The 23,333-nt window shown below is 72.0% G+C and carries 21 protein-coding genes and 1 tRNA gene; 9 read left to right on the forward strand and 13 right to left on the reverse strand.

The annotated features are described in order from the left end of the window. Position 1 precedes the first annotated feature (1 nt). The 11 genes from ACGFT1_RS27525 to ACGFT1_RS27575 all read right to left on the reverse strand — a co-directional run bounded on the left by ACGFT1_RS27525 (position 2) and on the right by ACGFT1_RS27575 (position 12,420). Positions 2-1,306 (reverse strand): MFS transporter, encoded by a 1,305-nt coding sequence (locus ACGFT1_RS27525; protein WP_373911681.1) that lies wholly within the window; start codon positions 1,304-1,306, stop codon positions 2-4. Continuing rightward, entirely contained in the window at positions 1,306-2,553 is a 1,248-nt protein-coding gene (locus ACGFT1_RS27530; protein ID WP_373911682.1) for an ATP-grasp domain-containing protein, read from the reverse strand. The genes ACGFT1_RS27525 and ACGFT1_RS27530 overlap by 1 nt, the downstream gene beginning before the upstream one ends. Positions 2,554-2,685: 132 nt before the next feature. Continuing rightward, entirely contained in the window at positions 2,686-3,057 is a 372-nt protein-coding gene (locus ACGFT1_RS27535) for a Rieske 2Fe-2S domain-containing protein (protein ID WP_373911683.1), read from the reverse strand. After that, entirely contained in the window at positions 3,054-4,466 is a 1,413-nt protein-coding gene (locus ACGFT1_RS27540) for an iron-containing redox enzyme family protein (RefSeq protein WP_373911684.1), read from the reverse strand. The genes ACGFT1_RS27535 and ACGFT1_RS27540 overlap by 4 nt, the downstream gene beginning before the upstream one ends. Before the next feature lie 70 nt (positions 4,467-4,536). After that, positions 4,537-5,622 (reverse strand): 50S ribosomal protein L11 methyltransferase, encoded by a 1,086-nt coding sequence (locus ACGFT1_RS27545; RefSeq protein WP_373911685.1) that lies wholly within the window; start codon positions 5,620-5,622, stop codon positions 4,537-4,539. Between the two features lie 260 nt (positions 5,623-5,882). Continuing rightward, positions 5,883-6,713 (reverse strand): 2OG-Fe(II) oxygenase, encoded by an 831-nt coding sequence (locus ACGFT1_RS27550; protein WP_373911686.1) that lies wholly within the window; start codon positions 6,711-6,713, stop codon positions 5,883-5,885. 92 nt (positions 6,714-6,805) lie between these two features. Beyond that, positions 6,806-7,405, reverse strand: coding sequence for a methylated-DNA--[protein]-cysteine S-methyltransferase (locus tag ACGFT1_RS27555; RefSeq protein ID WP_373911687.1), 600 nt, complete (start codon positions 7,403-7,405; stop codon positions 6,806-6,808). Between the two features lie 42 nt (positions 7,406-7,447). Continuing rightward, a complete protein-coding gene (locus tag ACGFT1_RS27560; protein WP_373911688.1) occupies positions 7,448-8,248 on the reverse strand; it encodes an MGMT family protein in 801 nt (266 codons plus the stop codon). Continuing rightward, the gene (locus tag ACGFT1_RS27565) at positions 8,245-8,841 is read right to left on the reverse strand and encodes an RNA polymerase sigma factor (RefSeq protein ID WP_373911689.1); all 597 of its coding nucleotides are present in this window, start codon (positions 8,839-8,841) and stop codon (positions 8,245-8,247) included. The genes ACGFT1_RS27560 and ACGFT1_RS27565 overlap by 4 nt, the downstream gene beginning before the upstream one ends. A 64-nt stretch (positions 8,842-8,905) precedes the next feature. Then, on the reverse strand, positions 8,906-10,507 hold the full coding sequence (locus ACGFT1_RS27570) for a beta-N-acetylhexosaminidase (protein WP_373911690.1): 1,602 nt from the start codon (positions 10,505-10,507) through the stop codon (positions 8,906-8,908). Between the two features lie 347 nt (positions 10,508-10,854). Further along, complete coding sequence (locus ACGFT1_RS27575) at positions 10,855-12,420, reverse strand: purple acid phosphatase family protein (protein ID WP_373911857.1); 1,566 nt, start codon at positions 12,418-12,420, stop codon at positions 10,855-10,857. A gap of 165 nt (positions 12,421-12,585) precedes the next feature. Between ACGFT1_RS27575 and ACGFT1_RS27580 the strand changes: the two genes are divergently transcribed. Continuing rightward, positions 12,586-12,843: a hypothetical protein gene (locus ACGFT1_RS27580; RefSeq protein ID WP_373911691.1), complete on the forward strand. Its 258-nt coding sequence runs from the start codon at positions 12,586-12,588 to the stop codon at positions 12,841-12,843. Positions 12,844-12,888: 45 nt separating this feature from the next. Further along, positions 12,889-14,706: a glutamine--fructose-6-phosphate transaminase (isomerizing) gene (gene glmS, locus ACGFT1_RS27585; protein WP_373911692.1), complete on the forward strand. Its 1,818-nt coding sequence runs from the start codon at positions 12,889-12,891 to the stop codon at positions 14,704-14,706. A 257-nt stretch (positions 14,707-14,963) separates the two neighbouring features. Here glmS and ACGFT1_RS27590 read toward each other — a convergent pair whose 3' ends face one another. Further along, the gene (locus ACGFT1_RS27590) at positions 14,964-15,491 is read right to left on the reverse strand and encodes a universal stress protein (RefSeq protein ID WP_373911693.1); all 528 of its coding nucleotides are present in this window, start codon (positions 15,489-15,491) and stop codon (positions 14,964-14,966) included. Between the two features lie 320 nt (positions 15,492-15,811). Between ACGFT1_RS27590 and ACGFT1_RS27595 the strand changes: the two genes are divergently transcribed. The 7 genes from ACGFT1_RS27595 (at position 15,812) to ACGFT1_RS27625 (ending at position 21,400) form a co-directional block, all read left to right on the forward strand. Further along, entirely contained in the window at positions 15,812-16,081 is a 270-nt protein-coding gene (locus tag ACGFT1_RS27595; RefSeq protein ID WP_373911694.1) for a hypothetical protein, read from the forward strand. Between the two features lie 378 nt (positions 16,082-16,459). Further along, on the forward strand, positions 16,460-17,680 hold the full coding sequence (locus ACGFT1_RS27600) for a helix-turn-helix domain-containing protein (protein WP_373911695.1): 1,221 nt from the start codon (positions 16,460-16,462) through the stop codon (positions 17,678-17,680). A gap of 131 nt (positions 17,681-17,811) precedes the next feature. Continuing rightward, positions 17,812-18,414 (forward strand): oligoribonuclease, encoded by a 603-nt coding sequence (gene orn / locus ACGFT1_RS27605; protein WP_373911696.1) that lies wholly within the window; start codon positions 17,812-17,814, stop codon positions 18,412-18,414. A 125-nt stretch (positions 18,415-18,539) separates the two neighbouring features. Further along, positions 18,540-18,612, forward strand: a tRNA-His gene (locus ACGFT1_RS27610). A gap of 381 nt (positions 18,613-18,993) precedes the next feature. After that, the gene (locus tag ACGFT1_RS27615) at positions 18,994-19,197 is read left to right on the forward strand and encodes a cold-shock protein (protein WP_077060004.1); all 204 of its coding nucleotides are present in this window, start codon (positions 18,994-18,996) and stop codon (positions 19,195-19,197) included. Positions 19,198-19,545: 348 nt separating this feature from the next. Next, positions 19,546-21,024, forward strand: coding sequence for a DEAD/DEAH box helicase (locus tag ACGFT1_RS27620; RefSeq protein WP_373911697.1), 1,479 nt, complete (start codon positions 19,546-19,548; stop codon positions 21,022-21,024). 46 nt (positions 21,025-21,070) lie between these two features. Further along, positions 21,071-21,400 (forward strand): CBS domain-containing protein, encoded by a 330-nt coding sequence (locus ACGFT1_RS27625; protein WP_373911698.1) that lies wholly within the window; start codon positions 21,071-21,073, stop codon positions 21,398-21,400. Between the two features lie 613 nt (positions 21,401-22,013). On the opposite strand, the gene ACGFT1_RS27630 is transcribed toward ACGFT1_RS27625, so the two are convergent. Continuing rightward, positions 22,014-23,069, reverse strand: a complete 1,056-nt coding sequence (locus ACGFT1_RS27630) for a LacI family DNA-binding transcriptional regulator (RefSeq protein WP_373911699.1) — start codon at positions 23,067-23,069, stop codon at positions 22,014-22,016. Between the last annotated feature and the right edge of the window lie 264 nt (positions 23,070-23,333).

Consider the following 23,333-nt stretch of genomic DNA (forward strand, 5'->3'; position numbering starts at 1 on the left):
GTCAGGGAGTGTCGGCGGCGACCGGTCCGGCCGGCTCGTCGGCCGGGGCGGTCCCGTCGGCCGGGGCGGTGGCGCCGGGTGCCGCGTCCGCGGGCCGTTCGCCCATGCCGAAGAGGACGGCGGCCACGGCGCCCACGGTCAGCAGCCCGGACAGCCACCACACGGAGGACGACGACGCCTGCCAGGCGGCGACGCCGAGCACGGGGCCGATGGCGTAACCGATCTGCATGGGGAACGCGGCGGCCGCGATGTAGCGGCCCCGCAGGTGCCCGGGGGCGACCTTGCCCGGCCAGGCAGAGGCCGTCGGTGTGCCGATCATCTCGCCCGACGTCCACACCACGGTCGCCACGACGTACATGGCCATGCTGGGTCCGGCCACGTACAGGTTCATCCCGACGCCGACCAGGCCGACGCCGAGGGCCACCGCGACCTTGCCGGGCAGGTGCTGCACGTACTTGGTGAACAGCAGCTCCAGGGAGATGACCATGACGGCGTTCAGCGACAGCAGGCTGGAGTAGAACGTGACGCCGTGTCCGTCGGCCTTGATCTGGAGCGGCAGCGCGGAGGTGTGCTGGATGTAGACGACGGCGTTGAGGAACAGCGCCAGCAGGAACACCATGTAGCGGGTGTCGCGCAGCACGGCGGCGTACGACCGGGTGGGGCCGTCCGCGTCGTGTCCGGCCGGGCGGGCCGCGCCCCCGGAGCGCGCCAGGATCAGGGCGAAGGCGGCGAAGACCAGCTGGGCCGTCGCCTCCAGGTAGAAGATCAGGTCGTACGAGTGGCTGATCAGCAGCGCGCCGAGCAGCGGGCCGACCGTGGTGCCCAGGTTGAACGCCATCCGGTAGACGGCGAACACCATCACGTGGTGGTCCTCGGGGGTGCGCTCCACCAGCAGCGCTGAGGAGGCCGGCCGGTACATCTGCGCCAGGAGCCCGATGACCGCGGCCACCGCGATGATCAGGGGCAGGGTGTGCAGGTGGGGCAGGCTCAGCGTGCCCAGCCCGGCGAGCGCCATGGAGCCGACGATCGTCCAGGCGTAGCCGATCCGGTCGGACGCCGTGCCGCCCACCAGCACGCCGACCACCGAGCCCACGCCGTAGGCACCGAGCGCCAGGCCCGCCTCGGTCGCGGAGAAGCCCTTCGCGGTGAGGTAGAGGACCAGGTAGATCTGGAGGAAGTTGCCGAGCCGGTTGACCAGCATGCCGACGAGCACGAGCCAGATGGGGCCCGGGATCCCCCGCAGGGTCTGCACGATCGACGGCCGGCCGGTCCTCCCGGGTTCGGACGAGGTCTTTCCGGGGCTCATCAGGGGGACTCCTCCACCGGGCGGCCCGTGAGTTCGACGATCTCCGGCGCCCGCAGCAGTGCCGCCCGCGCCTGTTCGACCGAGTCCGCGAGGGTGATGACCCGGGCGTAGCGGGAGATGTAGCCGCGCGGCGGCAGCCGCAGCACGGCTCCCGGGTCGGCCATCACGTCGGCGCTGTGGACGTCGGGCGAGAACCGGTCCTCGTGCACGGTCACCGACTCGATCTCGGTGTCCCGCTCGGGGTACAGGAAGGCGATCGCCGCGGCCCGCCGCCGGGTCGCCGTCGTCTCCGGGCGCCGGCCGGCCGCGACGTCGGCCGCGGCCAGCGCCACGTCGACGCCGGTGGCCAGCTCGCCGAGGAAGGGGATCATGTCGCCACCGAGGCGGGCGTTGACCTCCATCAGGCGCGGGCCGTCCGCGGTGAGGCGGAACTCGGTGTGGCTGACGCCGGTGTGGAAGCCGAGCGCGGCGTGGCTGGCCCGCAGCGCCTGAAGGAGCTGGGGGTCGGTCAGCAGCGGGTCGGCCGCGTCGACCTCGTGGCCGGTCTCCTCGAAGAAGGGCGCGAGCCCCACCTTCTTGCGGGCCACCGCCAGCGGGGTGCCCTCGCCCTCGAAGAAGACGGCGTCGACGCTGATCTCCGGGCCGTCGACGTACTCCTCGACGAGCACCGACACCTCGAAGACCGGAACGCCCGGGTAGGAGGCGCCGGACGCCGCCCGGTAGGCGCTCTCCACGTCACCGGGACCGTCGGCCCGGCGCACGCCCATGCCACCGGCCAGGCCCCGGGGCTTGAGGACGACCGGGAAGCCGATCTTCTCGGCCGCCTGCCGTGCCTCCTCCAGGGAACGCACGCCGATGGAGGCGGGCTGGGCGACCCCGGCCCGCTCCAGCGCCACCCGGGTGGCGTTCTTGTCGCGGCAGGCGATGACGGTCTCCGGGGAGTTGCCCGGCAGTCCGAGCGCCTGCGCCACGTGGGCGGCCGGGGTGACCAGGCCCTCGTCGTAGCAGAACACGCCGGCCACCTCGTGCTCGGCGGCCACCTGCCGGGCCGCCGCTACGAGGAGGTCGGGACGGGTGTTGTCGACCGAGGTACTGCCGACGACGTAGGGCTCCTCCCAGGTCACCTGGGCCGGCTGGAGCAGCCAGAGCGCGTAGCGCCGGCTCACCGACCGAAGGATGAATTCCCGGCTGCGCCGGGCGCTGCTGCCGATCAGCAGCAGCAACGGCTTGCCACCGTCCGTGCCCATGTTCCGCTCTCCTCGCATGTGATCACTCGTGGTCCGGTACGCGCGCCGGGGGCCGTGCCGGGCCCCCGGCGCGCGCGTACCGGCCGTCTGTAGAACACCGGCCGGCCCCGGGTCGTTGCAGTCGCCGGCAGGTCAGCCGGCGCTCACGCGCGCACGCGTGAGCGCGGGGGTCAGCGGCCGGTGCTCCAGGGTCACCCCGCCGCAGGCCGTCGGGTCCGCGGGCCAGCCCCGGGCGGGCGGGCGGTCCGGGAAGACCGCGGTGACCCGCTCGCCCACCCGTACGGCCGGGATCTCCCCGCGCATCCGGGCCACGGAGGTCTTGCGCTCGTGCCAGGGACACACGAGCCGGACACCGTCCTCGGCGACATCGGCCAGGTGCAGGGGGCCGCCGCGGTGCGGGCACTGGGCCCGCATCACGAAGCCCCGGCCGCCGACGGTCGCGTAGACGTACGGTGTCCCGGCGACGACGACGCAGTTGTCCCGCCCCGCGGCGGAGAAGGTCACGACAGGCACTTGCGGTAGTCCCCCACCGAGTGGATCTCGTACACGCACTCGTCCGACTCGATGTTGGCACCGTGCAGCCGGTTGCGCCGGATGACCACGCCCTCGCCCGCCTCCAGCGTGAGCGACGAGCCCAGGCCGCTCTCGAAGCGCATGGTGCCGGAGACGATGTGGCACAGTTCGTCGCCGTCGTGGCAGTGGGTGTTGGACAGCTCGCCGCGGGGCTCGACGATGTGCGCCACGGGCGCGTCGATCTTGCCCAGGCCCTCGAACACCGGGTCGTGCAGCTTCTTCAGCTCGGGCTGGTCGTCCATCCACGAGATCTGCTCGGAGAAGTCGAAGTCGGAGACCTCCAGGAGCACCCGGTACTCCTCGATGCCCCGCACGATCTCCGGGATGATGCCCTCGCCGTGGGCCTCCACCAGCGGCTTGATGATCTTCTCCCGAGCCATCCGGCCGTGGTGCTGGTCGATGTGGACGTGCTCGGTGAAGTAGGTGGTGTCCACCGAGTCGCCGAAGACGTCGCGCAGCAGCTGGTCGGCGCGGCGGCAGAAGTCGACCAGGGAGGACTCCGTGTAGTAGAGCGCCCCGACGTAGCGGAAGAACAGCTCGTGGTTCTTGCCCAGGTAGTGGAAGTAGTTGTTCATCAGCAGGCTGCTGTTGAGGTAGTACTGCCAGTACCGGTGCAGGTCGGACTCGAGGCCGACCGACTCCAGGGTCCGCTCGAACAGGGTGCTGTGCTTGGTGTCGTGGACGCCGTAGCCGTACTCGTCGATGACGACCTTGAACCACTCGGACTGGGCCGGGCCGTAGTAGCCGAGGACGTTGCGCATCATCGGCGAGGCCTCGGAGAGGAAGTCCGGCGCGAACTGCACCAGCCACATCCGGGCCGCCCGCTGCGGGTCGGTGGAGTTGGCGATGGCCTTCTCGGCCGGCGACTGCTCCTGGCCGCCGCTGGTGTCCAGCGAGTCCAGGTAGGCGTCCAGGCTCTCGGCGGTCCAGTTCCCGGACGTCTCCACCTCCTCGTCGAGGAAGCCGAAGGCGTAGCGCTCCAGCGCCGGCCGGATCCGCTCGCCGAGCGCGCGGTTCTCGGGGCTGTAGAACGCCCGGAAGTCCTCCTCCTTGCCCTTCAGGCCGGACTTCGGGAAGAACACGAGGTCGGCCTCGTAGATCGAGGTCAGCAGGCGCTGCACGGCCAGGCTCGAGTAGTCGAGTATGTTCTCCCGGCCCGGTATCTTGTCGTAGTCCAGATGGGGCAGGACCTGCGGCCTGAGCTGGCGGCGGTAGGGGTTGTCGTGGTTCAGCCAGTCCAGGTTGTCGTGGTAGATCGGGGCGGTGGCGTACTGCACCACCGCGTCGCGCAGCTCGGTGCCGCTCAGCTCGAACGGGACGTGCGCGGGGACGTGACTCATCGCTTGCTCCCTGGTCCTAATCGAATAAGGTTCGGCCGCCGGTGCCGCGCGGGCGCCGGCCGAGGCCGTGTCAGAGGCTCACGCGGAGCGTGAAGTCGCTCCAGCGGAGCCGGAGGGAGACCGTCTCGCCCGCCTTCGTCGGTACGGGCTTCTCCAGCGGGACCCAGCCCTGCATCCAGTGCGAGCCGGGGTTGTCCGGCGGGTTGGACAGGACGACGCCGTTGCCCATGTCCAGCTCGAACCAGACCACCAGGGCCTGTGCCTCGCCGTCGGCGGTGGCGGGCAGGGTGAGGGTGCGTTCGCCGGGCTCCAGGGCGTCGCGCGCCAGGTCGAACTCCAGCACCGGCGCCGCCTCGGACAGGAAGCGGTGGGGCCAGGTGTCCAGCCGTACCGGGAAGTGGCCACGGGTGGCGACCGTGTTCATGAGCGAGACGTCGAAACCGCCGGCCGTGGTGACCTGGTTGAGCTTCAGCACCGCCTCGCTGCTGACCAGCCTGCCGCGCAGCCGGGCCGCCGACGGCAGCATGATGCCGTTCGGAGCCAGCAGGTGCTCGCGGGCGTGGCGCACCGAGGGCAGCAGGCCCTCACCGATGAGGCCGCAGTCGACGATCTCCGACACGAGGACGTCCACCCGGCCGCCGAGGTCGCGCTCGGCGTCCAGCTCCGTGGACGGCTTGCCGAACACCGTGATCACGTCGGACAGGCCGTGCGCGTCGATGACGTTGCGGGCGATCTCGGCCAGCAGCGGGTTCATCTCGCAGGTGTACACCTTGCTCGCACCGGCGCGGGCCGCGGCCATGGCGAGCAGTCCGCTGCCGGAGCCGATGTCCAGCACGGTCGCCCCCGCGGGGATGCCCCGCTCCAGGGCGGCGACGAGCCCGTCGTTGCGCTCGGTGTCGTTCAGCATGGCGAAGTGCCAGCGTGGAACGTTCCTGCGGGCGATCTGGACGAACACGTCCGCGTCCAGGGACAGGTTCTCCGGGGGCGTACTCAACAGCGCGGACGCCTGCTCGGCGAGTGCGTTCATCTCCTGCGCGAGCGATTGCAGCAGAGCCGCGCCCAGCCGGTAGGAGGAGCCGCTCGACGGCTTGGCCCCCGCTTCCGGCCGGTCTTCCCGCTCCGCTGGGGTGTCCCGTGCCCCTTGTACGTGCTGCATGTGTGCCACTGCTCCTTACGGTGACTCGCCGGATTGACAGTGGTACGAGGCAGGTCCCGAACCCCTCCTGCCGTCGCAACAGCGACCGTACGTAACCGTGTTGTTGCGGATCTCCAGCGGCACTCCAGCCGGAGCGGCAGTTCCACGAGCGGGAGCGGCGGCGCTGACCAGCGGCGTTGCGGAGACTGCCGGTTCACTGGAGCGAGGCGGCAGAACCGGGCCGGTGCAGCGGTCGTACACGGGTTCGCCGCGGCGGCGCTTCAGCGGGCGTCGTGGAAGATCACGCCGAGCACGTGCCGCTGTCCGCTGGTGACGGCGCTGACCCCGTGCCGCAGCATCACCCGGCTCCAGCCGCGCGCCGAGCGCACCGGGCGGTGGTGCACGGCGAAGATCAGCCCCTGCCCCTGCGCCGGCCGCCGCACCAGGGGCCGGGACTGGGCGCGCGGCCGCTGCTCCACGAACACGCTCTCGCCGCCGGTGAAGTCCTCGTCCGGCCGGTCCAGCAACACCGCCACCTGGAGCGGGAACGTGAGGTCGCCGTAGACGTCCTGGTGCAGGCAGTTGTAGCCGCCCTGCCCGTAACGCAGCAGCAGGGGCGTCGGCCGGTGCTGGCCCTCGGCGGCGCAGGCCGCGACGAGGTCCTCGTGCCGGCCGGGGAACTCCGGCTCGCCGAGCCGCGCGGCCCAGGTGGTGGCGATGCGCGCCAGGGGCGGGTACAGCTCCCGGCGCAGCGCCGCCACCGGTTCGGGCAGCGGACGGGCGAAGTAGCGGTACGAGCCCTCACCGAACCGGTGCCGCGTCATCGTCACCGTGCTGCGGAACAGCCCCGGCTCGTCGAACATGTCCCGCAGCCGGGCACACTCGTCGGCGGAGAGCAGAGGCGGGGTGAGCGCGACACCCTCCGCGTCCAGTTCGGCGGCCAGGGCGGGCCAGTCGAGCCGGCGCAGTGCGGGCAGCCCATCGGCGGCGGGGGCCGGCCCGCCGAGGGCCGCCGGCTCGTCGAGGGCCGCCGGCTCGTCGAGGGCCGCCGGCTCGTCGAGGGCCGCCGGCTCGTCGAGCCCGGGCAGGGACGGGGTGTCGTAGGCGTTCACGCGCTCAGCTCTCCGGGTGCGGGAGGTCGTACGAGGGACACGGGGAAGGGGAGGTGGGCGCCGGTGACGGGGGATCTCCCGACGCCCACCGGTCAGGGGGCCGTCAGGCCGGTGGGCAGCTCTGCCGGCTCCCGCTCTCCGGTCAGGCCGTCGTGCCAGGACTCCAGGCCGAGCAGGAACTGCTTGGCCGCCAGACCGCCCGCGTACCCGGTCAGGCTGCCCGTGGAACCGACGATCCGGTGGCACGGCAGGACGACGCAGACCGGGTTGGCGCCGAGCGCCGTGCCGACCGCGCGGGCGGCCCGCGGCCGGTCGAGCGCAGCCGCCAGCTGCGCGTAGGTCGCGGTGCGCCCGTACGGCACGAACGCGTCCAGCGCCGCCACGGTCAGCCGGCTGAAGGGCGTGGCGAGCCGCAGGTCCACCGGCACGGTGAAGTCACGGCGGGCGCCGGTGAGGTAGGCGTCGAGCTGGGTCCGGGTCTCCGCCAGCACCGCGCGGGCACCCGCGTCCGCGTGTTCCTCCTCGACGGTGCGCAGCCCCGCCCTGGTGAGGCGGGCGACACCGGTCTCGGGGGTGCCGTAGCAGCACAGCACGAGGGCGTCGGCCGTGGCCGCCAGCACGAGCGGCCCCAGCGGCGTGGGATGGACCGCGACCGCCGCCGTGGTGTCGCCGGGGATGTTACTGGTTCGCACAACAACTCCGTGTGGATCGTGACCGTCGGGTTCGGATGGCCGTCATACCGCGACCGGCCGGCAGCTCTTGCAGGCGCGGTACCCGGCCCGGCCGGCTTCCCGCGCGGTACGGAACGGCACCTGGTGGGGCGGGGTGATGCGGCGGGCGTGGGCGCACGTGGGATGGCAGTAGATACGGGTCGTGTCGCTGCCGAGGAACACCACGCCGCGCCGGTGCAGTTCCGCCACCCGCAGCAGGTCGACGCCCTCCGCGGCGCGCAGCGCGTCCCCTACCGCGGGGAGGTGGCCGGCGTCGCAGGGTGTGCCGTTGTCGTACGTCACGCGGTGGCAGGGGATCAGCACCGCGGCCGGGTTGCGGGCCAGGGCGCCGACCACGCGTTCCGGTGCCACCCCGGCCTCCCTGGCGAGCCAGCCGACCGGGCGCAGCTGCCCGGCGGGGACGGCGCGGACCGCCTCCAGCACGGCCCGGTCCGCCGGGCCGAGCGGGGAGAGGTCGATGGGCAGCCGCCGGGCGCGGCCGGTCCGCAGCGCCGTGGTCACCCCCGGGAACGGCCTGGCCGACCGCAGGGCCGAACGCCGGGTCCGGGCGCGGTGCAGTTCCTCGAAGACCGTGGCGGACAGTCCGCCCGTGTCCAGCGCGGCCCCGGTCACCGCGTCCGGGCTCGCCGCCACGAAGAGACCGCCGACGGCGGTGTCGAGGCGGACATAGGTGTCGTAGATCTCGCGCGGGACGCCGGTGCGCCGCAGCACGCGCACACCGAAGTCCGCCGGTGGCTCCGTGGCGAGCCCGGCCAGGCCGGACCGTTCCGCGTCGAGGCGCGGTACCTCGCGGTCAGTCCTCATGTCGTCACCTCCTCCAGCACGGCTGTCTCCGGCTCCAGCAGCCGGCGCAGACTCTTCAGACCCCGGGACACCTGTGCTTTGGCCGTTCCGACCGCGCACCGCTGCACCTCGGCCACCTCCGTGTAGCTCAGACCCACCACATGGCGCAGCACCACGGGCGTGCGGTGGTGTTCCGGCAGTTCCAGCAGCGCCGTCACCAGCCGGCGCCGGTCGTCGGCGAGCGCGGCCCGCTCCTCCGGCCCCGGACTGCGGTCGGCCCAGGCGTCGGCGGTGTCCTCGACGGGGACCCCCGCCAGGGCGGGCCGGCGTGAACAGGTGCGCAGGTGGTTGCGCCACACGTTGGCGGCGATGGTGAGCAGCCAGGCACGCGGCCTGAGGTCCCGCCGGCGCTCGGGACCGTAGTCCTGTAAGGCCGTGTAGGCGCGCAGGAAGGCGTCCTGCCCCAGGTCGTCGGCCTCGGTGGCCGAGCCGCAGACCCGGAGCAGGAACGTGTACACCGCCCTGCCGTGGACCCTGACCAGCTCGGTGAAGCCGTCGTCGAGGTCCGCCGCCAGGAGTTCGGTCAGCTGCCGCTCGGCCTTCTCATCCATCATCCAGGAGAACACCGGCGCCGGGTGAAGGGTTGCACCCCGTTCGGGACGCGTTCTCCGCCGCCGGTCATCGCCTCGGCCAGGGCACCTGGGGCGACCTGTAGTAGGTGACGCCGAGGGCGTCCCAGCGCGGGCCCTGCGCGGCCAGCCGTGTGCGGTAGCGGTTCCAGTCGTGGGTGGCCGCCGGTGACCAGCCCAGTTCGGCGGTGCCGGCGAGCCGGGGGAAGGCCAGGTACTCGAGGTCGGCGGATTTCCGCAGCGTCTCCGACCACAGCGGGGCCTCCACACCGCGGACGGCCGCCGCGGGCACGCCCGGCAGGTAGGCACCCGGGTTCCAGTCGTAGGCCCGCCTCACCTCCACCAGGCCCGCCCAGTCCGTACCGAGCCGGGTGCTCCTCGTGTACCTCATGTCGAGGTAGGTGCGGTCGGCCGGGGACAGGATCAGGCCGGTGCCGTTCCGGGCGGCCTTCGCGACCTGCGCCTTCTCCGCCGCGCCGGTGCCGTCCAGGCCCCAGTACTGGGCGAGGGCGCCGCGGGCGGGACGGGCGCCGGTGAGCTGGTGCCAGCCGATGACCTTCTTGCCGTGGGCCGCCACCACCGGCTGGACGCGGTCCATGAACGTCATGTAGTCGGCGTGGGGGGTGGAGTGCGCCTCGTCACCGCCGATGTGCAGATAGCGGCCCGGGGTGAGGGCGGCCAGCTCCCGGACGACGTCGTCCACGAAGTCGTACGTCGCCTTCCGCGCGACGCACAGGGAGCTGAAGCCGACGGCGGTGCCGGTGTACAGCGGCGGTGCCACGCCGTCGCAGTTGAGCTTCGCGTAGGAGGCGAGGGCCGCGTTGGTGTGGCCGGGCATGTCGATCTCGGGCACGACCTCCAGGTACCGGGAGGCCGCGTACCGGACGATCTCCCGGTAGTCCGCCTTGGTGTAGGAGCCGCCCCGGCCGCCGCCGACCTGGGTGGAGCCGCCGTGGGAGGCCAGGCGCGGCCAGGAGTCGACGGCGATGCGCCAGCCCTGGTCGTCGCTGAGGTGCAGATGCAGTTCGTTGATCTTGTACAGGGCCAGCTGGTCGATGTACCGCTCGACCTGGGCGACCGTGAAGAAGTGCCGGGCGACGTCCAGCATGGCGCCCCGGTAGGGGTACCGGGGGCGGTCCCGCACGGTGCCGCCGGCCACGAGCCAGGGGCCGCTGTGCACGGTCCTGTTCTCCACGGCGGGCGGCAGCAGCTGACGCAGCGTCTGGACGCCGTGGAAGAGGCCGGCCGGGGTGCTCGCGGTGACGGTGACGCCGTCGGCGCCGCTGTGCAGCCGGTACCCCTCGGCGCCGAACTCCCCTGCGGCCAGGTGGAGTCGGACGCCGCCGCTGCCGTGGTCGGTGACCGGGAGCGGGTAGCCGGTGGAGGGCCGAAGGATGCCGGCCAGGTAGGCGCCCACACGGCGCACCTCGGCGGAGCCGTCGACGCGGATGCCGGTCGCGCGGGTGATGCGGTACGGGGTGCCGCCCGGCGCGGCCGAGGCGGGCGCCGGGACGACCCGGTCCAGGGGGACGGGGGCCACGGCCGGCGCGGCGGGGGTCGCGCCGAGGGTGAGGACACCGGCCGCGAGAAGCAGCGCGGATCCGAGAACGCGGGATGTCCGGGAGGTCGTGCCACGGTTTTTCCGACTCACATGCGCTCCCTTCGGGGGAACCCGGCCATCGGACGCGACCGGGCCCCCCACTGTCCCGCACAACGGCCGAATCGTCCCCGACGCGGCGGAAGTTGGAGCGGGACGGGACGATGCCGCCGCACCGGCGGAGGTGCCGCCGGTACGGCGGAGCCACCGCCGCGCGACGGCTACCGCTACGGCACCGGCACCGCGGCTACCCCTACGGCGCCACCGCTGCTGCGGCTGCGCGGCGGGCGACGGCCCCCGCCCACCGGACGCGCAGCCGCCCCCCGGCCGGGGAGGCGGACCCCCGACGGCCGGGCAGGCCGTGAGAACCGCCTGCCACCCGCCGCGGCGTGGCCCTTCCGCTACTTCGCCCTGCGGGACACCGTGAAGTGGTCGACGCGGTCGCCGGTCTCGGCGATGCCCGAGACCGTCAGTGTGGTCTGCCGGCCCTTCGGGGCGGGCGTGACGTCCACGCGCAGGAAGGAGTAGTCGAGGTAGCGCACCCGGGACCAGGCGACGGTCTCGTTGACCTTGCCTTCCTTGGTGTTGACGAACGAGGCCACGGAGTCGGTCTCGTGCTCGTGGCCCTCGTAGGAGTCCGGGGCGCTGAAGGCGTACAGGCTGCGGCCCGCCGCGCCGGCGGTGACGTAGACCACGCCCTCGGTCTCGGGGTAGGCGGTGCCGCCGATCGGGAGCTTCTTGGCGACCTTGCCGCCCTTGATGACGTCGGTGCGCTCGTACTGGTGGTTGTGGCCGTTGATGACGAGGTCCACGGTGTACTTCTCGAACAGCGGCACCCACTCCTGGCGCACCCCGCCCTCCGAGGCGTGCGCGGTGGAGGTGCAGTAGGCGCAGTGGTGGAAGAAGACGACGACGAAGTCGACGTCCTTCGCGGCGCGGAACTTCTTCAGCTGGCCTTCGAGCCACTTGGTCTGGGTTCCGCCGGATATACCCAGGTTCGCCGGGATCTCGAAGGAGATGTCGTTGGCGTCGAGCGAGATGACGGCCGTGTTGCCGTACACGAAGGAGTAGACGCCCGGCAGGTTCTTCTTGTCCGGCCCGTTGTCGGGGAGGCTCCAGCGGGCCTCCTCACCGCCGTAGCCGTTGGGCGAGTACCAGGCCTCCATGTCGTGGTTGCCGTAGGCGGGCATCCACGGGACCTGCTTGGCGACCGACTCGGTCTGGGCGAGGAACTGGTCCCAGGTGCGCGCGTCGAACCCGGTGTCGGTGGTCTTGCCCGCGCCGGACGGGTCGGCGTAGGCGATGTCACCGGCGTGCAGGTGGAAGGCGGGGTTCTGGCCGAGGAGGAGGGAGTTGTTGGCCAGGCCGTGGTAGCCGACGCCCTCGTCGCCGAAGGCGGTGAAGGTGAACGGCGCCTTGTGGGCGGGGGCGGTGGTGAAGGTGCCCAGGGTGCCCGCCAGGTGGGGCCGGGCCGGGTCGAAGCCCTGGTGGCCGACGCCGTAGTAGTACGTCCGGCCGGGGCGCAGGTGGGTGAGCCGGGCGTGCAGGTAGTACTGCGTGTGGTCGCCGCTCGCGCCGACGCCGGCCGGGGTGTACAGGGTGCGGACCTCGGCCTCGATCCTGCGGGAGAGGTCCCAGGGGTGGGCGCCGATGCGGATGAACGGCTTCTTGACGGCGACCGGGACCTGCCAGGAGACGGTGATCTCGGTGCGCGGGTCGTTGCCGTACGCGAGGTGGCGGCCGAAGGGGGCGACGAGCGCGCCGTCGACCGGGGTGGCGGCCGGAGCGGTGTGCCGCGTCGGCACGGCCGCCTGGGCGGTGGCGCCGGGCACGAACGCGCCGCCCGCGACGGCGCCCAGCGTGACGGCGCCGCCCCTGATCATCGAGCGCCGGGAGAAGCGGGCGCGCAGATACTCGTGCTGCTCGGCCATGCTCATGCGCTCGGCCAGCTTCTCGGGAACGCCCATGCGAGGTATGTCCATGGCGTCTGAAACTCGTCTGTCCGGGCGACGATGCGCAAGACGCAGGATGGACAGCTTGCGAACAGAGCACCATAAGAGATCCAACTGGCGTCTGCCCGGAATCGGGCACGATTCTTGCGAAAGAGACGCCGGTACTCCAGGATCTACCGGGTGCACGACGAACTCGTTGATCATCTGACGCGGTCCACGCCCCTGAGCCGGGGCGAGGCGCTGCGCGTGGTCCAGGACGTCCTCGCCTATTTCGACGAGACGACCCCCGAGTACGTCCGCCGCCGCCACCGTGAACTCCAGGCCCAGGGCCTGGTGAACACGGAGATCTTCGGCCGGATCGAGGCGGACCTGAAATACCGCGCGGTCGCGCCGCCCGAGCTGACGCTCAGGCAGTTGCGCCGCATGGTCTACGGCTGAGAACCGGCCGTACCGGACCAGCGACACCCAAGGGATATCTCTTACATGTGCGGAATTGTCGGATACATCGGGAAGCGTGACGTGGCGCCCCTCCTGCTGGAGGGCTTGCAGCGCCTGGAGTACCGCGGCTACGACTCCGCGGGCATCGTCGTCACCTCCCCGAAGACGCCCGGCCTGAAGATGGTCAAGGCCAAGGGCCGGGTGCGCGACCTGGAGGTCAAGGTCCCGGCGCGCTTCAAGGGCACCACCGGTATCGCCCACACCCGCTGGGCCACCCACGGCGCCCCCTCCGACGTGAACGCCCACCCGCACATGTCGGCCGACCACAAGGTCGCCGTCGTGCACAACGGCATCATCGACAACGCCGCCGACCTGCGCCGCAAGCTGGAGGCGGACGGCGCCGAGTTCCTCTCCGAGACCGACACCGAGGTCCTCACCCACCTGATCGCCCGCTCCCAGGCCGAGAAGCTGGAGGACAAGGTCCGCCAGGCGGTGCACCTGATCGAGGGGACGTACGGCATCGCCGTGCTGCACGCCGACTTCCCGGACCGGATCGTGGTCGCCCGCAACGGCTCCCCGGTCGTCCTCGGCATCGGCGAGAAGGAGATGTTCGTCGCCTCGGACATCGCCGCGCTGGTCACCCACACCCGGCAGATAGTGACCCTCGACGACGGCGAGATGGCCACCCTCAAGGCGGACGACTTCCGCACCTACACCACCGAGGGCACCCGCACGACGGCCGAGCCCACCACCGTGGAGTGGGAGGCCGAGTCGTACGACATGGGCGGCCACGACACGTACATGCACAAGGAGATCCACGAGCAGGCCGACGCCGTGGACCGCGTGCTGCGCGGCCGCATCGACGACCGGTTCTCCACCGTGCACCTCGGCGGGCTCAACCTGGACGCCCGCGAGGCCCGGCGGATCCGCCGCGTCAAGATCCTCGGCTGCGGCACCTCGTACCACGCGGGCATGATCGGCGCCCAGATGATCGAGGAGCTGGCCCGCATCCCCGCCGACGCCGAGCCCGCCTCCGAGTTCCGCTACCGCAACGCGGTCGTGGACCCCGACACCCTGTACGTCGCGGTGTCACAGTCCGGTGAGACGTACGACGTCCTCGCCGCCGTGCAGGAGCTGAAGCGCAAGGGCGCGCGCGTCCTCGGCGTGGTCAACGTGGTCGGTTCGGCGATCGCCCGCGAGGCCGACGGCGGCATCTACGTACACGCGGGCCCCGAGGTCTGCGTCGTCTCCACCAAGTGCTTCACCAACACCACGGTCGCGTTCGCGCTGCTCGCCCTGCACCTCGGCCGCACCCGCGACCTCTCCGTCCGCGACGGCAAGCGGATCATCGAGGGCCTGCGCCGGCTGCCGGGGCAGATCTCCGAGATCCTGGCGCAGGAGGAGGAGATCAGGAAGCTGGCGGAGAGCTACGCCGACGCCCGCTCGATGCTCTTCATCGGCCGCGTCCGGGGCTACCCGGTGGCCCGCGAGGCCTCCCTGAAGCTCAAGGAGGTCTCCTACATCCACGCCGAGGCCTACCCCGCCTCCGAGCTGAAGCACGGTCCGCTGGCCCTCATCGAGCCGGCCCTGCCCACGGTCGCCATCGTCCCCGACGACGACCTGCTGGAGAAGAACCGCGCGGCCCTGGAGGAGATCAAGGCCCGCGAGGGCAGGATCCTGGCGGTGGCCCACCGGGACCAGGAGAAGGCCGACCAGACGGTGATCGTCCCGAAGAACGAGGACGAGCTGGACCCGATCCTGATGGGCATCCCGCTCCAGCTCCTCGCCTACCACACGGCCAAGGCCCTGGGCCGGGACATCGACAAGCCGAGGAACCTCGCCAAGTCGGTCACGGTCGAGTAGGCGGCGGAACGGACCCCCACGTGTGCCACCCAGCACGTGGGGGTCCTTCCCGTGCCGCGGTCCATCGGCCGGTGGCCGTCACCCCCCGGCCGGCGGCACGCCACGGAGCGGGCGCGGGCCGGCGCCTGCCCTGCGTGAGTGTGGTGCGGTGACCGCTATATGCCCTGCGCAGGGGCGCGAACCACCTCTACGCACGAGTAGTTTCGCGCCGGCGCAAGGCAGTTGACGGTGTGTGAGGCCGTCGGGGCGCGCGACGGTCAGGGAATGACGATCACGGGCCGCCGCGCCCGCTTGGCGAGCCGCCCCGCGACGGAGCCGAAGATCCGGCCGACGATGCCGTGCGTGGAGCCCACGACGATCGCGTCCGCCTCGTACTCCCGCCCCACCTCTTCGAGTTCATGGCAGATGTCGCCGCCGCGCTCGACCAGGATCCAGGGCACCTCGGCCAGATAGTCCGCGCAGGCCAGTTCGAGCCCGAGGACCTCGGTGCGGTGGTCGGGGACGTCGACGAAGACGGGCGGCTCGCAGCCGGCCCACACGGTGGTGGGCAGCCGGTTGGCGACGTGCACGATGATCAGGCCGGAACGGGAGCGATGGGCCATGCCGATCGCGTAGGCGAGGGCGCGCTCGCTGGAGTCGGAGCCGTCGAAGCCGACGACCACTCCGTGCCGGAAGGCGGGATCGCAGGACGGGCGTGAGTCTGCCGCCGCCAGGGGATCGGCCGCCGTGGGATCGGCGACCGACCGCTTGCGGTCCGCTGGTTCGAAGAATTCGTGACCGGCCATGACTGTCTCGGCGTCGTGATCCTTTATGGGGGGACAGTGTGCGGCGGAAGTGCGGCGGAGCTGTGTCCGGGAAACATCTTCCCAAGCCCTTACCCACAAGGGTACGGCGGCAAGCCTCCTGAGCCCAGATCCCGCGCACGCTCCGTAAGCGGTCCCCGACATCCGCAGGGGTTCACCGGAGCATGCACGAGCCGCGCCCGTAACGCAATGGTCGCTGCCCCGTACAGGCGGTTCGCCCGGGGTTCACTCCCGCGCCGCCGGTGACCGACCGGCCGGACGGGCGTTGAACCGGGGTGAACCACCGCCACAGGGAGTACGAGATGCCCGCACCCCGGTCCCCTCGCGACCCGCGGTCCGCACCGGACACCGTGAGTGATGTGATCCGCTGGGCAGCCTTCAGCTGTGTGCTCGTGCCGGTGGTCCTCCTCTGGTTCGGCACCTCGCTGGCCGGCACCACGGGCACCGCACTGGGCCTCACGGCCGTCACGGCCGTCTGCCGGTGGCTGCTGCGCCGCTCCGAGCGGTGCGCCGAGCGTTGCGCCGCGCAAAGGGGCCGGCGGCACACCCGGGGACAGACACCGGTCGACTGACCTGTTTCCGTACCTTCGAGCGCTGCTTTTCAGCCAACTTCTGGATACCGCCCCAAGGGGGTCCCGAACTCCCCCCAACCCCCGTTCCACCTGCACGGAAAGGGTCCACGGGCCGCTGCGCACCCTACGCGGTTTGGCCACCGCGACAAGGCGCACTTCCCTGTGCGTCTCACGAGTGCAACGCTTCGTGATCGAATGCTTCACGCCAAGTTGCCATGTCGACAATGTGCCGCGTGGGCAACTGGTCACCGTGGTCACGCGGGAGCCAGTAAATTCGATCTTGACTGTCTTACGGCGGGGGACTCGTGCAGGACCGAGGGGAAACGTGCAGGAGCGACACGACCGAGGAGCCGCGACCACCGAGGGGGGCTTAGCAGGATGAGCCACGACTCCACTGCCGCGCCGGACGCCGCGGCCCGGAAGCTTTCCGGGCGACGACGCAAGGAGATCGTCGCGGTGCTGCTGTTCAGCGGCGGTCCCATCTTCGAGAGTTCCATACCGCTTTCGGTGTTCGGGATCGACCGCCAGGACGCCGGAGTACCGCGCTACCGCCTGCTGGTGTGTGCCGGTGAGGAAGGCCCGCTGCGGACCACAGGGGGCCTGGAACTCACCGCGCCACACGGGCTGGAGGCCATCTCACGCGCCGGAACGGTCGTCGTACCGGCCTGGCGCTCGATCACCTCACCGCCACCGGAGGACGCGCTCGACGCGCTGCGCCGGGCGCACGAGGAGGGGGCCCGCATCGTCGGCCTGTGCACGGGCGCGTTCGTGCTCGCGGCGGCCGGCCTGCTGGACGGCCGCCCGGCGACCACCCACTGGATGTACGCGCCGACGCTGGCCAAGCGCTATCCGTCCGTGCACGTCGACCCGCGGGAGCTGTTCGTCGACGACGGCGACGTCCTGACGTCGGCCGGCACGGCGGCGGGCATCGACCTGTGTCTGCACATCGTGCGGTCGGACCACGGCAACGAGGCGGCCGGCGCGCTCGCCCGGCGCCTGGTGGTCCCGCCGCGCCGCAGCGGCGGACAGGAGCGCTACCTCGACAGGTCTTTACCCGAGGAGATCGGCGCCGACCCGCTCGCGGAGGTCGTCGCCTGGGCGCTGGAACACCTCCACGAGCAGTTCGACGTGGAGACACTGGCGGCACGCGCCTATATGAGCCGCCGTACGTTCGACCGCCGGTTCCGCTCGCTCACCGGCAGCGCCCCGCTCCAGTGGCTGATCACGCAGCGGGTGCTCCAGGCCCAGCGGCTGCTGGAGACGTCGGACTACTCGGTGGACGAGGTGGCGGGCCGGTGCGGTTTCCGCTCACCGGTCGCGCTGCGCGGGCACTTCCGCCGCCAGCTCGGCTCGTCCCCCGCCGCCTACCGCGCCGCCTACCGGGCGCGCCGCCCGCAGGGCGACCGGCCGGGTGAGGCCGAGCCGGCGATGGCGCCGCCCGGCCAGCACGGATCGCCCATGGGCCTGCCCGGTCCCGGACCGATGAGCGGGGCGGCCGCCCTGCTCCACTCGGAGCGGGACGGCGGGGTGCCGATGCAGAGCCGCCGGGCGACGGCCGGCGCGGTGGGCCTGCTCCCGGGCCCGCGCAGCGGCGGCTGAGCGGGCGGCGGGAGAAAGCCGGAGCAAGGGGGACGGAGTACGACTCCGTCCCCCTTGCTCGTGCGCGTGCGCGCGAGGGCCCGCACCGACGCGGGGCATCCAAACGCCGACGTCAGCTTTAGGGTGGTCGCATGAACGATCGCATGGTGTGGATCGACTGCGAGATGACCGGCCTCTCGCTGTCGGACGACGCGCTCATCGAGGTGGCCGCCCTCGTCACCGACTCCGAGCTGAACGTACTCGGCGAGGGGGTGGACATCGTCATCCGGCCGCCGGACCGGGCACTGGAGACGATGCCGGAGGTGGTGCGTCGGATGCACACCGCGTCCGGGCTGCTCGCCGAGCTGGAGCGGGGCACGACGCCGGCCGACGCCGAGGAGCAGGTCCTCGCCTATGTCAGGGAGCACGTCAAGGAGCCCGGCAAGGCCCCGCTGTGCGGCAACTCCGTCGGCACCGACCGCGGCTTCCTGCTCCGGGACATGCCGACGCTGGAGGGCTACCTCCACTACCGGATCGTGGACGTGTCCTCGATCAAGGAGCTGGCCCGCCGCTGGTACCCGCGGGCGTACTACAACAGCCCCGAGAAGAACGGCAACCACCGGGCCCTCGCCGACATCCGCGAGTCGATCGCCGAGCTGCGCTACTACCGCGAGGCCGTCTTCGTCCCACAGCCCGGCCCGGACTCCGACACCGCGAGGGCGATCGCCGCCCGGCACGTCCTGCCCGCGCAGTAGACCTCCGGCAGCCGCCCCGGGTCCGCGTGGGCGCCCGCGCGAAAACGTGTGCGCGAGCATCCCTTCGGACCCTGTAGACTTCTTCTCGGCCGGTCGGGGAAACGACAGTTCCACCGCCGGTCATGGTGGGTGTAGCTCAGCTGGCAGAGCACCTGGTTGTGGTCCAGGATGTCGCGGGTTCAAGTCCCGTCACTCACCCTCGAAGATCAAGGGCTGACCCGGAGAACCGGGTCAGCCCTTGATCGTTTTCATGCGTTCCCGATGACGGAAGGGCCGGGTGGCCCACCCCCTCGCGCCCCTCCCGCACGACCCTCCTCCCCCTCGCGGGACATGCCCCCGGGGTGAGCGAATATCTGTAGTCGGGAAGCAAGAATTCAGCGTGATTCGAGGTCAGAATTTTTCAAACAGGCGGGTCGGGAGGGATTAGTCACCCGGCAGCACCATCACCGCCGTGCTAGTGTCCTTTCCAGTTGCAGTTGTGGTTCCCAGTAACTCCAAGCTTTCCGGAGGGGCGATCATCGCGGCGACGCGGAGTCCGCACAGTGTGGGCTCCGGGCACTGCCCCGAAGGAGATTTGACATGGCATCTGGCACCGTGAAGTGGTTCAACGCGGAAAAGGGCTTCGGCTTCATCGAGCAGGACGGTGGCGGCCCCGACGTCTTCGCCCACTACTCGAACATCGCCGCCCAGGGCTTCCGCGAGCTGCTCGAAGGCCAGAAGGTGAACTTCGACATCGCGCAGGGCCAGAAGGGCCCGACGGCGGAGAACATCGTTCCCGCCTGACACGCGCATTCGTGAGCTGGGGCCCGCACCTAGGGGTGCGGGCCCCAGCTCATGGAGTATCCGTGCACAGCCCTCCCCCGCTCCCGGCGCCTGCCCCATGTGACAGGCCCTGAACCGCGGGCTCACGCGCAGTGGGTGTGCCGATCCTGCTCCGGACACATGTTCCGTATGAGCTTCGATCCCGGCCGACGACCCCTGCCGTCACTTTTTTCTCCAGCGATCGCGGCTTTTTCTCCCGGCCGCATTCCCTTTCGCTGCTGTTTTCATTCTGGCCCGTTCTCGCGATTCTCCGTGCGGCTCTCTTCCGCGGTAATTCCTTGACACGAGCCATATCGAGGAAGGTTCCGCATGAACCGCACACGTACGTCCGAGCGCTCCCGCAACCGTTCGACCGGCGGCTCCGACCGCGCCGCCCGCTGGGGCGGTTCCGGCCGCTCCGGCAAGCCGAGCCGTTCGGGTGGCCCGGCCCGCCGGACCTCCGTGCAGGGGGAGTTCGCCCTGCCCGTGACCCAGACCCCGGCGCTGCCCGCCGTCGAGGCGTTCGCCGACCTCGACATGCCCGAGCAGCTGCTGGCCTCCCTCCGCGCCGAGGGGATGAGCGTGCCGTTCCCGATCCAGGCCGCCACCCTCCCCAACACGCTCGCCGGCCGTGACGTGCTGGGCCGCGGGCGCACCGGTTCCGGCAAGACCCTGGCGTTCGGTCTGGCCCTGCTGGCCCGGACCGCCGGGCAGCGCGCCGAGCCGCGGCAGCCGCTGGCCCTGGTCCTCGTCCCCACCCGCGAGCTGGCCCAGCAGGTCACCGACGCGCTCACCCCGTACGCCCGCTCGGTCAGGCTGCGGCTGGCCACGGTCGTCGGCGGTATGTCGATCGGCCGCCAGGCCGCCGCGCTGCGCGGCGGAGCCGAGGTCGTCGTCGCCACTCCCGGACGGTTGAAGGACCTGATCGAGCGCGGCGACTGCCGGCTGAACCAGGTCGCCATCACCGTCCTGGACGAGGCCGACCAGATGACCGACATGGGATTCATGCCCCAGGTCACCGCCCTGCTCGACCAGGTACGCCCCGAAGGGCAGCGGATGCTCTTCTCCGCCACCCTGGACCGCAACGTCGACCTGCTGGTGCGCCGCTACCTGACCGACCCGGTCGTGCACTCGGTCGACCCGTCGGCCGGTGCGGTCACGACGATGGAGCACCACGTGCTGCACGTCCACAGCGCCGACAAGCAGGCCACCACGACACAGATCGCCGCCCGCGACGGCCGCGTGATCATGTTCCTGGACACCAAGCACGCCGTCGATCGGCTGACCCAGGACCTGCTCAACAGCGGAGTGCGGGCCGCCGCGCTGCACGGCGGCAAGTCGCAGCCGCAGCGCACCCGGACGCTGACCCAGTTCAAGACCGGGCACGTCACCGTCCTCGTCGCCACGAACGTCGCCGCCCGCGGCATCCACGTCGACAACCTCGACCTCGTCGTCAATGTCGACCCGCCGACGGACCACAAGGACTACCTCCACCGCGGCGGCCGTACGGCCCGGGCGGGCGAGTCCGGCAGCGTCGTCACCCTGGTCACCCCCAACCAGCGCCGCGGCATGACGCACCTGATGTCGAACGCCGGGATCCTCCCGCACATCACCCAGGTCCGGCCCGGAGAGGCGGAGCTGAACCGCATCACCGGCGCGCAGGCCCCCTCCGGCGTGCCGGTCGTCATCACCGCGCCGGTGGCCGAGCGCCCGCAGCGCGGCACCAACTCCCGTTCCCGGCGTGGGCGCCCCTCGCAGTCGGCCCGCCGGCCCGCGCGGCGGCGGTCCACCTCGGAGACGGCTGCCTAGACAGCCTCACCAGCAGGACACCACCACCCCATCGAGGAGGCACCCCTTGGCAGCCGTCATGACGCAGCTCCACCCGGCGAGCGCGACACCCCTCGACGCGGCGGTGGCCGATGCCACGGACCCGTCCGGCCCGAAGGCGTGGGGTGACATGACCGTCGAGACGGCCCTGTCCGTCATGGCCGGCGCCCGGATCGGGTACCTGCCCGTCTGCGACGAGGACGACCTGTGCACCGGCCTGGTCACCCAGGCCCAGCTCACCGTCGTACGCGACAGCGCCACATACACGGACCGGCTCCGTCTGCGCGACATCCCCAGCGGCACCGGCACCTGCTCCTCGGCCCCCGCCGTGCCGGCCGACGCCAGGTACGCGGCGTAGCAGCAGGCCACGTCGGCGACGGATCCGTGCGGGTCTCCGGTCGCGCCGGTCGCGCGGCGCCACGGTCCGCACGCCGGGTACGCGGCCGGCGCCCGCTTCGCTGACCGCGGTACGGCTCCGGCCGTGCCGGCCCGCCGCAGGGCCACGCCTTCGCCCAGCCGGTACGCGGCACAACCGGGGCCCCGTCGATGACGGGGCCCCGCAGTGGTCTCCGGGCACGCGGATCACCACGACGGCACCGCCCGGACGCCGGGTACGCCGCTCGACGGGAGCCCGCGTCGCCGACGGCGACCCGGCCGCCCGGCACCGCCCGGCCGCCGCTCACGCACCTCGCCGGGCGCCCCGATGGCTGCGGCGCTGCGTGCCCGCACGCCGGATCCACCGGCCCCCGCGTTCGACGCCGCGGAGTACGTCGCGTCGTCGCGGCGGGCGGCCAGCGACACCCCGGCGCTCCCCGCCCCCGCCGGCGCGCCCGCCCCACCGCTGCGGGCCCGCGCCCAAAGGCTCTTCGTCCCCGGCGCTGTGAACCCGCGCCCGAGGCGGTGGGTCCCGGTGGGGACGCGTCACGAGAACGCCCACCTCGCCCCCGGCCGCCCCGCACAGCTGGTGCGCCTCATGACGACGCGCGTGTCACCAGTTCCGTCGGCAGGACCGCCTGGCGGCGGTCCAGGCCACGGGAAGCGGCCGGGCGGCGGTCGGCGATGTCCGTGAGCAGCAGATCGATCATGGCGCGGCCCATCTCCTCGATGGGCTGGCGGACGCTGGTCATGGGCGGGTCCATGTGCCGGGCGATGGCCGAGTCGTCGTAACCGACCAGGGCGATGTCGTCGGGGATGCGGCGGCCCGCCTCCCGCAGCACCTGCCGGGCGCCCGCCGCCATCACGTCCGAGCCGGCGAAGACCGCGTCCAGATCGGGGTGCCGGTCGAGCAGGACCGTCATCGCGCGCCGGCCGCCCTCCTCGGTGAAGTCGCCCGTCTCGATGAGCCGTTCGTCCGCCGCGTGGCCCGCGTCACGCAGGGCCGCGCGATAGCCGTCGACGCGCCGCTGGGCGCCGTAGACGTCCAGCCGTCCGGTGATGTGCGCGATGCGGCGGCGGCCCCGGCTCACCAGGTGCTCCACCGCCGAGCGGGCCCCGCCGTAGTTGTCCGAGTCCACCGAGGTGAGCGTCTCGCCAGCCGAGCGCGGGCCGCTGATCACGGCCGGGATCTCCAGCTGGGCCAGCAGGTCGGGGAGCGGGTCGTCGGCGTGGACCGAGACCAGCAGCACGCCGTCGACGCGGTGGGCCGCGAGGTACTGGGCGAGGCGCCGGCGCTCCCGGTCGCTGCCGGCGAATATCAGCACCAGCTGCATCTCGGTGTCGGAGAGTTCGGAGCCGACCCCGCGCAGCATGTCCGAGAAGTAGGGCTCGGCGAAGAACCGGGTCTCCGGCTCGGGGACGACGAGCGCGATGGCGTCGGTGCGGTTGGCCGCGAGGGCGCGGGCGGCGGTGTTGGGGACGTAGCCCAGTTCGGCGACGGCCGCCTCGACCGCGGCGCGGGTGGCGTCGCTGACCCGGGGCGAGCCGTTGATCACCCGGGAGACCGTGCCGCGTCCGACCCCGGCCCGGGCGGCGACCTCTTCGAGCGTGGGCCGTCCCCCGCCCCGGCCCCGCCCTCCGTGGCTTGCCATGGCTCCGCCTCTCTCGACAGCAATTCCGGTTGGCTGGAATCTAACAGTCCTGGCCAGAGCGACGAGCGGCAGCGAGCGCCCGGTGCGGCCCAGTTAACACTCCGATAACTGAACGCATCCCTCCGCGTCCGGTCCCTTGACACCCCGCTCGGAAGCGACGACTCTTCAACTCATCACTCGTGGGAGCGCTCCCACAGTACCTGACACCTACATATCCCGCACGTTCCCCGCCCGAGCCGCAGCGCGTACGAACGGGCCCGATTT

Source organism: Streptomyces sp. Y20 (assembly GCF_043195475.1).
Lineage (GTDB): Bacteria > Actinomycetota > Actinomycetes > Streptomycetales > Streptomycetaceae > Streptomyces.

Excerpts from the sequence above, each read along its gene's own strand:
- ACGFT1_RS27525 (WP_373911681.1), bottom strand. The coding sequence starts at position 1,306 with ATGAGCCCCGGAAAGACCTCGTCCGAACCCGGGAGGACCGGCCGGCCG.
- ACGFT1_RS27530 (WP_373911682.1), bottom strand. The coding sequence starts at position 2,553 with ATGGGCACGGACGGTGGCAAGCCGTTGCTGCTGCTGATCGGCAGCAGC.
- ACGFT1_RS27540 (WP_373911684.1), bottom strand. The coding sequence starts at position 4,466 with ATGAGTCACGTCCCCGCGCACGTCCCGTTCGAGCTGAGCGGCACCGAG.
- ACGFT1_RS27545 (WP_373911685.1), bottom strand. The coding sequence starts at position 5,622 with ATGCAGCACGTACAAGGGGCACGGGACACCCCAGCGGAGCGGGAAGAC.
- ACGFT1_RS27560 (WP_373911688.1), bottom strand. The coding sequence starts at position 8,248 with ATGAGGACTGACCGCGAGGTACCGCGCCTCGACGCGGAACGGTCCGGC.
- ACGFT1_RS27565 (WP_373911689.1), bottom strand. The coding sequence starts at position 8,841 with ATGATGGATGAGAAGGCCGAGCGGCAGCTGACCGAACTCCTGGCGGCG.
- ACGFT1_RS27575 (WP_373911857.1), bottom strand. The coding sequence starts at position 12,420 with ATGGGCGTTCCCGAGAAGCTGGCCGAGCGCATGAGCATGGCCGAGCAG.
- glmS (WP_373911692.1), top strand. The coding sequence starts at position 12,889 with ATGTGCGGAATTGTCGGATACATCGGGAAGCGTGACGTGGCGCCCCTC.
- ACGFT1_RS27590 (WP_373911693.1), bottom strand. The coding sequence starts at position 15,491 with ATGGCCGGTCACGAATTCTTCGAACCAGCGGACCGCAAGCGGTCGGTC.
- ACGFT1_RS27595 (WP_373911694.1), top strand. The coding sequence starts at position 15,812 with ATGCCCGCACCCCGGTCCCCTCGCGACCCGCGGTCCGCACCGGACACC.
- ACGFT1_RS27600 (WP_373911695.1), top strand. The coding sequence starts at position 16,460 with ATGAGCCACGACTCCACTGCCGCGCCGGACGCCGCGGCCCGGAAGCTT.
- orn (WP_373911696.1), top strand. The coding sequence starts at position 17,812 with ATGAACGATCGCATGGTGTGGATCGACTGCGAGATGACCGGCCTCTCG.
- ACGFT1_RS27615 (WP_077060004.1), top strand. The coding sequence starts at position 18,994 with ATGGCATCTGGCACCGTGAAGTGGTTCAACGCGGAAAAGGGCTTCGGC.
- ACGFT1_RS27620 (WP_373911697.1), top strand. The coding sequence starts at position 19,546 with ATGAACCGCACACGTACGTCCGAGCGCTCCCGCAACCGTTCGACCGGC.
- ACGFT1_RS27630 (WP_373911699.1), bottom strand. The coding sequence starts at position 23,069 with ATGGCAAGCCACGGAGGGCGGGGCCGGGGCGGGGGACGGCCCACGCTC.